The organism is Glutamicibacter sp. ZJUTW, from assembly GCF_008370855.1.
Lineage (GTDB): Bacteria > Actinomycetota > Actinomycetes > Actinomycetales > Micrococcaceae > Glutamicibacter > Glutamicibacter nicotianae.
On the sequence record NZ_CP043624.1, the window covers coordinates 2924100 to 2936726 of the forward strand.

Annotated in this window: 10 protein-coding genes; 3 read left to right on the plus strand and 7 right to left on the minus strand. The window is 63.6% G+C overall.

Annotation, left to right across the window (positions count from 1 at the left end; translation table 11 throughout):
- The first annotated feature begins 16 nt into the window (after positions 1-16).
- On the plus strand, positions 17-958 hold the full coding sequence (locus F0M17_RS13765) for an AEC family transporter (protein WP_038993315.1): 942 nt from the start codon (positions 17-19) through the stop codon (positions 956-958).
- A gap of 450 nt (positions 959-1408) precedes the next feature.
- The gene (locus F0M17_RS13770) at positions 1409-3358 is read left to right on the plus strand and encodes a S8 family peptidase (RefSeq protein WP_149597329.1); all 1950 of its coding nucleotides are present in this window, start codon (positions 1409-1411) and stop codon (positions 3356-3358) included.
- An 82-nt stretch (positions 3359-3440) separates the two neighbouring features.
- Here F0M17_RS13770 and F0M17_RS13775 read toward each other — a convergent pair whose 3' ends face one another.
- The 6 genes from F0M17_RS13775 to F0M17_RS13800 form a co-directional block, all read right to left on the minus strand.
- Positions 3441-4238 (minus strand): dioxygenase, encoded by a 798-nt coding sequence (locus F0M17_RS13775; RefSeq protein ID WP_141357227.1) that lies wholly within the window; start codon positions 4236-4238, stop codon positions 3441-3443.
- A gap of 129 nt (positions 4239-4367) precedes the next feature.
- Positions 4368-5441, minus strand: a complete 1074-nt coding sequence (locus F0M17_RS13780) for an ABC transporter ATP-binding protein (protein WP_149597330.1) — start codon at positions 5439-5441, stop codon at positions 4368-4370.
- Positions 5438-6472, minus strand: coding sequence for an ABC transporter ATP-binding protein (locus F0M17_RS13785; RefSeq protein WP_149597331.1), 1035 nt, complete (start codon positions 6470-6472; stop codon positions 5438-5440). The genes F0M17_RS13780 and F0M17_RS13785 overlap by 4 nt, the downstream gene beginning before the upstream one ends.
- Entirely contained in the window at positions 6469-7458 is a 990-nt protein-coding gene (locus tag F0M17_RS13790; protein WP_246857065.1) for an ABC transporter permease, read from the minus strand. Before F0M17_RS13790 ends, F0M17_RS13785 begins: the two co-directional genes overlap by 4 nt.
- The gene (locus F0M17_RS13795) at positions 7455-8498 is read right to left on the minus strand and encodes an ABC transporter permease (RefSeq protein ID WP_149597332.1); all 1044 of its coding nucleotides are present in this window, start codon (positions 8496-8498) and stop codon (positions 7455-7457) included. Before F0M17_RS13795 ends, F0M17_RS13790 begins: the two co-directional genes overlap by 4 nt.
- 30 nt (positions 8499-8528) lie before the next feature.
- On the minus strand, positions 8529-10106 hold the full coding sequence (locus tag F0M17_RS13800; protein WP_208644105.1) for an ABC transporter substrate-binding protein: 1578 nt from the start codon (positions 10104-10106) through the stop codon (positions 8529-8531).
- 280 nt (positions 10107-10386) lie between these two features.
- On the opposite strand from F0M17_RS13800, the gene F0M17_RS13805 reads away from it, so the two are divergent.
- Positions 10387-11379 carry a 2-hydroxyacid dehydrogenase gene (locus F0M17_RS13805; protein WP_246857066.1) on the plus strand — a complete coding sequence of 331 codons (993 nt, stop codon included), beginning with the start codon at positions 10387-10389 and terminating at the stop codon, positions 11377-11379.
- A 298-nt stretch (positions 11380-11677) separates the two neighbouring features.
- On the opposite strand, the gene F0M17_RS13810 is transcribed toward F0M17_RS13805, so the two are convergent.
- On the minus strand, positions 11678-12607 hold the full coding sequence (locus tag F0M17_RS13810) for a LysR family transcriptional regulator (protein WP_149597334.1): 930 nt from the start codon (positions 12605-12607) through the stop codon (positions 11678-11680).
- Between the last annotated feature and the right edge of the window lie 20 nt (positions 12608-12627).

Sequence of the window (12627 nt, forward strand, 5' to 3'; positions counted from 1 at the left end):
GGGCGGGAAAGGCAATATGCAAGGAGTTCTACAGGGGTTCTCCGTTGTCTTGATCCTCATCGGCATCGGCCTACTGACATCCATCGCCCTGCCTCGGAAACGCGCGGCGATTGCCCAGGGGCTGACCCCGCTGATCTTCTACATCACCAACCCCGCCCTGATGTTCACGCTGCTTGCCAGCACCGATCTGCGCGCGGTCGTTGGAGTCTTCACCCCGATAGCCTTGCTGGTTGCCGTGGTGACCGGCGCCGCCTATGCTTTGGTCGCGCGGCTGGTCTTCAAGACTCCAGCTCATCGGTTGCCGGCTGCTGCCATGTCAACGAGCTATGTGAATGCCGGAAACATCGGTGTGCCACTGGCACTGTACGCGGTGGGAAGCACCAGTCCCGTCGTGTCGGTGCTCATCGCGCAGTTGCTGATTATCGCTCCGGTCTACCTGTGCATGTTCGCGGTGCTCTCCCGGGCCAAATCCGGTGCCACGGATCGCTCGCACGGCGCGAAAATGATCCTCAAATCCATTGCCAATCCGGTCACCATTGCGACCTTCCTCGGTGCGGTGTTCTCCTTCTTCGACTTGGAACTGCCTGAAGTCATTCATGCACCGGTGCAAATGATCGGCGACGCGTCCATTCCCCTGCTGCTGATGTCCTTCGGCATGGCGCTCTATGGCCAACGCCCGTTTTCAGACAAGGACCTGAGAGGTGAAATCTACCTGGCGACCGCGTTCAAGGTGTTCTTCATGCCGCTGATCGCCTGGCTCGCAGCCCGCTTCGCTTTTGGCCTCTCCGGAATCGAACTCCTCGGAGTGGTGATCATGGCGGCACTTCCCACCGCGCAGAACGTCTTGCTGTTCGCCCAGCAATTCAAGCTGCCTGTCGCTGTGCCACGTGAAGTGGTCCTGGCAAGCACCTTGCTGACATTCCCCAGCGTACTGGTCATCGCCTTCCTGCTGAGCTAGGCACGCGCGGCTCCGGGCAGCCGCGGAATGCCGAACCCGGAGCGAAACTTTTTATTCAAAGAATTAGCCTTGCCTCTCTGAAGTTCCTCGCGCAGGATCCAACGCTCGCAAAGCCGTGACCAGAAATCATCGACTACTGCCAAGTAGCTACTCAAGGCTGATGACATCATGCGAATAATTACGCGTTTGACTTAGTCAGCTCGGATCTGAAAATTTTGCACTTGCTGAAGTCGCAGATAACCATCATTCATTTTCCGAATCCGCGAGTCCGCCGGGATCGACGCACAGAAATATGTGAAACACCTTTTTAGTACATGTGCAAATATAAAAGATTTATTTGAGAAGTACTTCCTTTAGGAGTTGGAGAGCAGTTAGGCTCCTACCGGCACACACCACATCGATTGATCACCGACTTTTGTGCGCCCAAAAACCCCAATAAGGAGAACATCAATGGCACGTTTTTCCACCCCTCTTCGGAGGACCTTGGCCGTCTCGGCGGCCGTAGTGATCGGCATGAGCGGCTTCGGCATTGGCGCCTTGCCGGCCACCGCCTCCCCCGTTCCGATTCCCGCTGAAAAGTCCCTCCCCAAAGCCAGCGCAGACAACAAGGTCAAGATCGGTTCGGTTGAATCAGGCGAAGCCTACGACAAGTTCATCGTCACCTACAAGGCATCAGCCAAGGAAGCGGGCAAGTCCTCCCGCGCCAAGGCCTGGGGCAAAGCAGCCAAGGCAGCCGGCGTGTCCGTCAAGGAAATGCGCGCCATGGCCACCGGCAGCTTCGTGGTGAAGGCCGACAAGAAACTCAAGGGCGATAGTGCCAAGGAGTTCATGGCCGATATCGCGCAGTCCGGCCTCGTGGAATCGGTGGAACCAGATGCCATCATGAAGATCTCCATGACTCCCAACGACACCCGCTACGGCGAGCAGTGGCACTACAGCGGCACCAACGGCATGCGCTTGCCGTCGGCCTGGGACGTCGCCACCGGCGAAGGCAGCATCGTCGCTGTCCTGGATACCGGCATCACCTCGCATTCCGACCTGAATGCCAACGTCATTTCCGGCTACGACTTCGTCTCCAGCTCCGCCTCGGCCCGCGACGGCAACGGCCGCGACGCCAACCCGCAGGATGAAGGCGACTGGTACGCCGCCGGCGAATGCGGCGGCAGCTACTCGGGCAGCTCTTCCTGGCACGGCACCCACGTGGCCGGCACCGTAGCCGCGGTCACCAACAACTCCAGCGGCGTAGCCGGTGTTGCTCCGGATGCCAAGATCCAGCCGGTGCGCGTCCTGGCCAAGTGCGGCGGCAGCCTCTCCGACATCGCCGATGCCATTGTTTGGGCCTCGGGCGGTTCGGTCCCTGGCGTTCCGAACAACCCGACTCCGGCCGACACCATCAACATGTCGCTTGGCGGTGGAGGTGCGTGCGGATCCACCTACCAGGCAGCCATCAACTCGGCGGTGTCCCGTGGCACGTCGGTGGTTGTTGCCGCCGGCAACGAAAGCCAGAACGCTTCGAATTCCCGCCCGGCCAACTGCGAGAACGTCATTACCGTAGCGGCAAGCAACCCATCGGGCGCTCCGTCGTACTACACCAACTACGGCTCGGCCATTGACGTCACCGCGCCAGGCGGCGACACCCGCTACGCGGGCCAGGGCGTGTTGTCCACGATCAACACCGGCACCACCACCCCGTCCAGCCAGGGCTACACCTTCTACCAGGGCACGTCCATGGCTACCCCGCACGTAGCGGGCATGGTCGCGCTAATGAAGTCGGTAAACCCGTCAATGTCCCCGGCTGCCATTGAAACTGCATTGAAGCAGGGAACCCGCGCGATGCCAGGCGGTTGCAGCATCGGTTGCGGTGCCGGTCTGGTGGATGCTGCCAAGATCATGAGCGCCATGGAAGGCACCGGCCCCACGCCAACCCCGGATCCGGAGCCTAGCGGCAACCTGCTGAAGAACGCGGGCTTCGAGAATGGTTCGGAATACTGGACTGCTAACCGCGCCGACACCTTCGAGACCGGCTCGGCTGCCCGTTCCGGCAACGGCCTGGCTGGCCTGAATGGCTGGGGCAACTCCAACACCTACACCCTGGACCAGAAGGTCACCATCCCGGCAGATGCCTCCGCTGCGCAGCTGGAGTTCTACCTGCATGTGCTGACCAACGAAACCACTGCGTACAGCCAGTATGACAAGCTGACCGTACAGGTCCTGGACGGCTACGGAACCTACAACATGGGGACCTGGTCCAACCTGGACGCCAGCTCGAACTACGAACTGCAGACCGTTGACCTGGGCAACTTCCGCGGCAAGACCGTCACCTTGCGCTTCAAGGGCATGGAAGACAGCTCGCAGGCCACCTTGTTCCGCATCGATGATGCAGCGGTAGCCACCAGCTAGTTATTCAAACCAAATAGATCCCTATTAACACAGTAAACGCGGCACCCATCGGTGCCGCGTTTGCCGCGTTAAGCAAGACTGTTCAGCTCAAGGTCCAGGAGCGCTTGGACAGCCCATACCAGAAACCGTCAATAGCGGTCTTGGCATCGATGCCGCCCGAGGCGTAGGCAGCTCCCAGCGCAACGTACAGCGGAGCCCAGTGTTCCGAGCGCGGATGTGCTTCGCGCGCTGCCGGAGCCTTGTGCAGGAAGTCCAGGATGGAGTCCACGTCGCCGCGGGCCATGGCCTCTTCGGCCCAGTGGTCGAACTCGCTGGAGGCCGTTGGCGGGGCTACGTCCGGCCCACCGGCCGGGTTGAACCAGCGCAGGTTATGGGTGGTGAATCCGGAGCCGACGATCAGGGTTCCCCTATCCCGCAAGGGGGCCAAGGACTTGCCCAAATCGAAAAGCCCCGAGGGATCCAGGGTCGGCATGGACATCTGAACCACCGGCACGTCGGCATCCGGGAACATTTCCTTCAGCGGCACGTAGGCGCCGTGGTCCAGGCCTCGGGACTCATCGCGCTCCACGTGGTGCCCGTAGGCGGAGGTCAGTCGCTCGACTTCATTGGCCAGTTCCGGTGCCATGGGCGCGTCGTAGCGGACGTCGTAGTACTTCTGGTCAAAGCCCCAGAAGTCGTAGACCAATTCGTTCTTCTGCCGGGTCGCGCTCAGCGTCACCGGGGCATTTTCCCAGTGCGCGGAGATCATCAGAATATCTTTGGGCTTCTCGAAGGTGCCGGACCAATCGGCCAGTTCACTGGTCCAGCGCTGGTCATCGGCCAGCGGCGGAGCACCGTGGCTGAGGAAGAGGACGGGAGGGGTATCGGATCGCTGAGTCATAATTCAAAGCTACCAATCATTAGTTGAAGCGTCAACCTTTTGGAATCGTTTGCCGTTCCTGCCTCCAACCTACTGCGCACTGGGGCCATCGTCCATAACTCATGGGCGAAGGCCCCAGCACCCGGGGCACTAGGCTCCCCGGCCCCTCTGCCCGGACTCAACCACTTCCACCGGGAAGTGGCATTCGGTGCTGTGCAATCCTTGCACCGGACCATCGCCAGGCATCCCCAAACGAATAGTTCCTCCCTGCTCACGCACCCGCACTTGGGGCCGTTCGGCACTGCACACCGGCTGCGCCTTCCAGCACCGGGTACGGAAACGGCACCCCGAAGGCGGATCCAACGGCGAGGGCAGCTCACCGCGAAGCACAATCCGCTCGGCCGGCCGCTGCGCCGGATCCAGCTTCGGCGATGCGGACAGCAACGAAGCAGTATACGGATGCAACGGCGAATCAAACACCTGCTCGGTCGTCCCGGTCTCGATGATCCTGCCCAGATACATCACCGCCACCCGGTCAGTCACATGCCGCACCACCGACAAATCATGCGAAATGAACAGGTAGCTGACACCCAGCTCTTGCTGCAACTCGTTGAGCAGGTTCAGAACCTGGGCCTGCACCGAGAGGTCCAGCGCGGACACCGGCTCGTCCAGGATGATCAGCTCCGGGTTCAATGCCAATGCCCGTGCAATGCCCAATCGCTGGCGCTGCCCTCCGGAGAACTCCTGCGGGGACTTGTCCGCATCGGTTCGGCGCAACCCCACCAAATCGAGCAGCTCATGTAGCCGCCGCTGCTTGGCAGCCCCGCGATACAGATCGCGGTGCGTAGCAAAGGGCTCGGTGATGATCTGCCCGGCGCTCATCCGCGGGTTCAGCGAGGCGAACGGGTCCTGGAAGACCATCTGCACCCGGCGCCGCCACGTCAGCAAGTCCTTGCCGTGCAGGGCGAAAGGATCCTTGTCGTCAAAGAGCACCTGTCCCGCGTCCGGGGTTTCAAGCATCATCAAGGTGCGCGCCAGCGTGGACTTGCCGCACCCGGATTCGCCCACCAGGCCCAGGGTCTCGCCGCGCTTGATGCTCAGGTTGATGCCGTCCAGGGCGCGCAGTTCGCGGGAGCCCGACGCGCCGGCTGAAACGTGGAAGACCTTGCTCAGATCCTTGACCTGCAGCACGGCATCCGAGCGCTGGATAGTTGCGGTGCTCATGCGGGAATCTCCTTCTCGGTGGAGCCGGTTTGGCTGACGGTGGCGTGCGGCACCTGCTCGGCGAAGTGGCAGGCTGCCCGTTGGCCCGGACCGGTTTCCCGCAACGCCGGGCGTTCTGCCCGGCACAGCTGGGACGCGAGCGGGCAGCGGTCCTGGTAGACGCACCCGGCGGGGATGCGGCTGAGCTCCGGAGGGCTGCCCGGGATCGAGGACAGCGCCTGCCCGCGCTGCCCTTGGCCGGGCACCGATTCCAGCAAGCCCTTGGTGTAGGGGTGGGTGGGATTGGCGAAAACCGTTCGCACGCTGCCCTGTTCCACCACGTTGCCGGCATACATGATGCACACGTCATCGGCTTCTTCGGCTACTACCGCCAGGTCGTGGGTGATCAGTACCAGCGCCATGTCGGTTTCGGTACGCAGGCGCTTGAGCAGCGCCATGATCTGCGCCTGCACCGTCACATCCAGGGCCGTGGTCGGCTCATCTGCAATCAGCAGGCGCGGGTTCAACGCCACCGCCATCGCAATCAAGATGCGCTGTCGCATCCCGCCGGAGAACTGGTGCGGATAGGAGTTAACCCGGGTTTCCGGCTCCGGGATTCCCACCCGGCGCATCAAATCCACGGCTTCGGCCTTGGCCTGCTTCTTGCCCATGCCGCGGTGGATCCTGAAGGCTTCGCCCAGTTGGGTGCCCACCGTATAGACCGGATTCAGCGCCGCCAGCGCATCCTGGAAGACGATACCCAGCCCGGGACCTGCCACCTGGCGGCGCCGTGAACTGCTCATCTGGTTCAAGTCCTCGCCCAGCAGCTCGGCGCTGCCGCCGGATACCTGGGCGACCGGGTCCAGCAGCCCGGCGATCGCCTTGGCAGTCATGGATTTGCCGCACCCGGACTCCCCCAGCAGGGCCAACGTGGTGCCGCTGCGGGCGGTGAACCCCACGTTGTTGACCACCCGCAAGGTGCCCTGCGGGGTACGGATATCGACATCCAGGTTCTGGACCTGCAGCACGGCTTGATCGGTGATGGTGCTCATTTTGCATCCTTTACTATGGTCTTCAGCGCCTTGGCCGAACGCTTATCCAAGGTCAAACGCCACCGCTGGGCCGGGTCGGTGGCGATCCGCAGCCACGCGGCCAGCGCGTTGGCCGCCACCGCGGTGATCACGATGGCCAGGCCCGGCAGGATCGAGAGCCACCACGCGGTCTGCAGATACTGGCGGCCCTGGGCCACCAGCAGACCCCAGGAAACTTCCGGCGGCTGGATCCCGATGCCCAGGAAGGACAGCGAGGATTCGGCCAGCATCACGAAACAGAATTCCAATGTCGCCAAGGTCAGCAGGGTTGGGGTGACCACCGGGATCACATGCCGGGCAATGATCGCATTGGGCTTGGTGCCGAAGGTGCGGGCGGCATCCACGAAAGTCCGCGACTGCAGCTCAGCGGCCTCGGCCCGGGCGGTACGCAGGTAGATCGGGATGCGGGTGATCGCCAGGATCAGCACGATATTCGCTGCCGAAGGGCTGAAGACGAACAGCACCACCACGGCGAGCAGCAGCGAGGGGAAGGACATGATCACATCGGCGATGCGCATCGAGACGGACTCGCGCCGGCCCCGGTGATAACCGGCCCACACACCCCACAGCGAGCCAATCAGCAAGGCAATGGCCACCGCCGGGATCGCGACCATCATCGTGGTGCGGGTGGCCACCACAATGCGGGCGAGCACCGAACGGCCCAGCGAATCCGAGCCCAGGATGTAGGCCCACCCGTTGGCCGGGTCGAAGGGGGGCTTGTTCATGAACATCAAATCCTGCTTGGTGGCCAGCTCGCCCATCAACGGCGGACCGAAGATCGCGGTCAGCGCCACCACTGCCAGGACTACGGCCGCTACGGTGGCGACCTTGTCGCGCAGCAGCAGGTTCAGCATGCTCGGCTTGCTGCCGCGCGCCAGCTTGGTCCGCGGTTGCTTGGCGTGCGGTTCCTCGGCTTGCGGGCCTTGGGGGTTCATCGTCTGCGTCATGGCAGGCTCCTTGTCAGCTCGTGCTCCGTGGCGTCGGCGCGCTCAGCGGCAACGGCCGGTGCCGGCTGCGACGGGCGATGCCGGGACGCATCGCGCCGGGCGCTGCGCCGCGCCCGCTTGCCGGCGCTGGGCCGCACCCTCGGGTCGAGCAGCGCGTAGCCGAGGTCGATCAGGATGTTCAATGCGAAGATCGCCACCGCGGTGAGCAGCACGCAGGCCTGCAGCACCGCGAAATCGCGTTGCAGGATCGAATCGATCATCAGCTTGCCGATGCCAGGCCAGCCGAAGATGGTTTCCACCACCACCGCGCCATTGACCAGTCCCACGGTCAGGTCCCCGGCCACGGTCAATGCAGGTGCCGCGGCGTTGCGCAGCGCATGGCCGGCGATCACCCGGCGCTGGGTCGCGCCCTTGGAACGCGCCAGCTTGATATACGGTTCGGACAGGGCCGAGACCATGGCCCCGCGGATCACCTGCACCAGCGTGCCGAAGGGCCGCATCAGCAGCGTGGCCACCGGCAGGAACCAGGCGGCCGCCCCGACCACCCCGGAGGTCGGCACCCAGCCCAAGCTGATCGCAAAGACCCAGATGCCCACGATAGCCAGCCAGAAGTCCGGGATGGATGCGGCGATCATCGAGGTGAAGCTCGCAAAGCGGTCCAGCAGCCCGTTGGGCTTCAGCGCGGCAATCGAGCCGACCACCACCGCCAGCACGATGGCCAGCAGCATCGTCATCGCCGCCAGCTGCAGTGTTGCCGGGAAGGCGCGCAACGCCATGGCTGCGGCGTCTTCCCCGGTGCGCATCGATGCGCCGAAGTCCAGGCGCAGCAGTCCGCCGAAATATTGGGCCATCTGCGCCCAGATCGGCTGGTCCAGGCCGTTGCGTGCAGCAAAGTCCTCGCGCATCGCCTCGGTCGCGTTCAGCGGCAGGTACAGCGCAGCCGGGTTGCCGGTCATGCGGGCCAGCGCGAAGACGCCGATGACCACGACGACCAGGGGCAGCGCGGAGGAGATAATCCTCTTTCGCAAATAGGTCAGCATCTCACATCCTCGTTTCACTCATGGCGGTGCCTACTTGCTGGAGACTTCGGCCAGGCGCAGCTCGTCGCCCGTCGAGGAATTCGGGGTGTAGTCGATATTCGCCGCGACCCCGAGCATGCCGGTCTGGTGGGCGATGTGCGCGAACTGCACCACCTCGTCATTCTGGTACTTGAAGACCTTCTCGAAGGCCGCCTGGCGGTCTTCGCCGGTGGCGGCATCAGCGGTGGCAATCAGCTCGTCGAGCTCCTTGGTGCCAAAGGCCGACTGGGCGCCCTTGGTGGTCATGTACTGGTCCACGGTGAAGGCGGCGTCGCCGGCCTGGTTGCCGTGCTGGGTCATCAGCATGATCGCCCCGTCCTCATCGGTGGGGAACGGGCGGACCTGGTAGGTCAGGTGCTGGCTGGTCTCCAGCATCTTCAGGTTCACGGTCAGCCCGACCTGGGAGAGCTGTTCCTGGATCACCTGGGCCAGCTCCTGGATCTTGGGGAACTGGGCGGTGCGCACGATCATGTTGATCGGGGCTGAGACGTCCTCGCCGGCGGCCTTGGCTTCTTCGACCAGCGCTTTGGCCTTCTCCGGGTTGTATTCCCAGACTGGCAGGTCTTCGCTGTGTCCCACCACGCCGGCGGGGACCAGCTGGGCGGCGGCCTTGTCGCGTCCGCCGTACAGCGAGGCGACAATGGATTCCTTGTCGATGGCGTAGTTGATGGCCCGGCGCACGCGCTCGTCGTTGAGCGGGGCCTTGTCATTGTGCATGCGCAGCGCCACGGTTTCGTTGTTCGGGTAGGAGACGCCCAGCTCGCCGATGTTGTCTTCCGGGCTCAGGCCGGTGGCGATATCCGCCTCTCCGGAGGTGATCATGGCCGCGCGGACGCTGCCTTCGGAGCGCCACTGGTAGTTGGCCTTGGCGAAGGACGGGGCTTCGCCCCAGTAGTCGGCATAGGCGGAGACATCGATGGACTGCCCGGCTTTCCAGTCATCAATCTGATAGGGGCCGGTGCCAATTGGTTCGCGCACCTTCTCGGTGGCGGAGGTTTCCTCCGGGACGACTTCCAGGAAGGACAGGCGCAATGGCAGGATCGGGTCCTTCTTCACCGCGGTGACTTCCAGGGTGTAGTCGTCCACGACCTTCAGCTTCAGGTCATCGTCTCCGAAGACATAGCCTTCAACGTTGCAGCCCAGCTTGGAGTTGACCGCACGGTCAATGGTGGCGGCGGCATCGGCGGCGGTGAAGTCGGAGCCGTCATGGAATTTCACGCCCTCGCGCAGCTTCAGCGTCCAGGTCTGGTCATCGTCGCTGGACCACTCGGTGGCCAGTTTCGGCTCAAGCTCACCGCTGGAAGGGTTGCGTTCGATCAGCGGCTCGGTGATGGTCGAGCGAACCACCACGCCGGTGCTGGTCAGGTTCGATTCGCAAGCTTCCAGCGTGGGCGGTTCCTGCTGCAACACCACGCGCAGGGTGTCGCTGGCGGTGCCGGAGGCAGGTGCGCCGGCAGCCTGTTCCGAGTTGGCTACCGAGCAGCCTGACAGGGCGGTGGTGCCCAGCAGGGCGGAGGCGGCGACGGCCAGTGAGAGCCTGCGGGTGCGGGGGTGGTTGGTCAACATCATTGTGATCCTTCGCGAAGAGTGATGGGTTCAGTGAGTGGAGCATCCGGCGTGGCAGGACTGCCGGCGTTGATTCAAAAGCTTTGACCGATGAACCCGCATGGTCAAGGGAAAACAGGTCCCTTCGGTGGCGCCCGGCGAGCGCCGCAGTGGCGATCCGCGCCTTTGGCAAATGTGACTTGCGCGACATTTCGGGGTTATTTGACGATCAATGCCTCAACAGCATTGATCCATCCAATCTGCGTGTTGGACGTGAATTGATTGGTCTTCCTAGGATGCTGGTATGCCCACAAATACCAGCGCCATGACGCACTCAAAGAACTCCCCCATCACCGGCGACGCCATTCTGCGCGTGGGACCGGTGAATCCAGAGGTGGCCCAGGCCCTGCAGGCCGACCTCGGCGCGCAGGCGCTGCCCGAGCCAGGCCCAGAACGCGAAGCACTGCTCGAGGAGCACGGAACGCAGATCCGTGTGGCCGTCTGTTCCGGACGCATCGGGGTGGACTCGGAGCTGATGCAGCGCCTGCCAAATCTCGAGGCGATCATCAATTTCGGAGTGGGCTACGACGCCACCGATGTTGCCCAGGCCCAGGCCCGCGGCATCGTAGTCAGCAATACCCCGGACGTGCTGACCGAGTGCGTGGCCGATACTGCGCTGGGACTCTACCTGTCGACGCTGCGCTCGCTCGGCGCTGCCGAACGCTTCCTGCGTGCGGGTGCCTGGGCTGCCGGAGAGAATTTCCCGCTGGCCACCCGGGCCAGCGGCACGAAGGTAGGCATCCTTGGCCTGGGCCGCATCGGCCAAGCAATCGCAAACCGCCTGGAAGCCTTTGGGTGTGAAATCCACTATCACAACCGCTCGGAAAAGCCCGATAGCCGTTATGCCTACCATCCCTCGGCCCGCGCCTTGGCTGAGGCCACCGATGTGCTGATGATCGCCGCGGCCGGCGGACCCCAGTCCGCTGGACTGGTGGACCGCGAGGTCATCGAAGCCGTCGGTCCGCGCGGATTCATCATCAACATTGCCCGCGGTTCGGTCATCGACGAACCAGCGCTGGTCCAGGCCCTGGCCAACAAGGACATTGCAGGGGCAGGGCTGGATGTTTTCGCCAAGGAACCGAGCGTCCCCGCCGAACTGATGAACCTGGACAATGTCGTGCTGCTGCCCCACGTGGGCAGCGGAACCTACGAAACCCGCGCCGACATGGCAGCCTTGACCCTGGGCAATTTGCGCTCCTATCTGGAGGATCGCACGCTGCTCACTCCGATCTCCTGATCGGTTCCCCAGCTCGATGCCGGCTCACCGGCATCACCACTTCTGCCGAAGCCGCGGCGAGCGGCCGATTTTGCCATGCAAGGCCGGCCGCTCGCCGCGGATTTCGGTAGGAGAATCAACAAGCTCCCAGCGCAGCGAACTTCCATTGGCATCCAGAGCAGATATTGCTGAACCCGGCACAGCTCTCAAAAGCAGTGCGCTGGCACTGCTGCCGGCTGTTGCCGGGCGGGCCGCCTTCGTTCGCCGCCCCGGCTGGCAACTGGCGAAACCCGTTGCCTATTTCCCTGCGCTGCTGCCGTCACCCGCTTTCCGAGGGGGTCGCATCATTCCCCTGCAATTCGGCCAGGTAGAGTTCGCGCAATCGCTGCGCCGCGGGATTCCCGGCCTCGGACTCCCACGCCAGGAAGATGTCCGAGTGGTTCAGCTCCTCCATCCCTCCCGGACCCACCAGCTCCTCGAAGACCACCCCCGGCGGGGCGAAGTCGCGGGCACTGGCTGGCACCAGGGAGACGCCCAAGCCCACCGAGACCAGCGCCATCAGCGCTGGGATCTGGCTGGCCACCTGGGTGACCGTGGGGCTGACACCCACCGAATCAAACAGCCGCAGCACCAGATCGTAGAAGTAGCGCGCCTCGTGGGTGGAGTACATCATCAGCGGCAGGCCGACCAGTTCCTTGATCAGCACCCCCTTGCCGGTTTCCAGGTGGTGCCCGGCCGGCAGCGCGACGACCAGCCGGTCCTTCTTGACCAGGTGGGTTTGCACGCCCGGCCGGTGCACCGCCGGGCGCAGCAGCCCCAGGTCGATCTGTCCCTTGCTCAGCGCATCGAGCTGGTCGATGGATACACCCTCGCGCAGCACCAGCGTGATCTCCGGCAGTTCGCGGGCCGCCAGCGCGAGCAGCTGCGGCAGCACCGACTGGCCGGCTACCGAGGTGTAGCCGAGGATCACGGTGCCCGATTCCCCGGTGGCGACCTTGGAGACTTCCAAACTGGTTTTCTGGCACAGATCCAGGATGCGCCGCGCGTTGGGGAGCAGCACCTGTCCTGCCGCGGTCAGCGCCACCTGCCGCGAGGTGCGGGTGAACAGCTTGGCATCCAATTCGCGTTCCAGCAGCTGGATTTGCCGGCTGAGCGGGGGCTGGGTCATATTCAGCCGCTCCGCCGCGGCGCCGAAGTGCAGCTCCTCGGCCACGGCCACAAAAGATTCCAGCTGGATCAGCGAGAACATCAATTCACTCCTTGAATTGT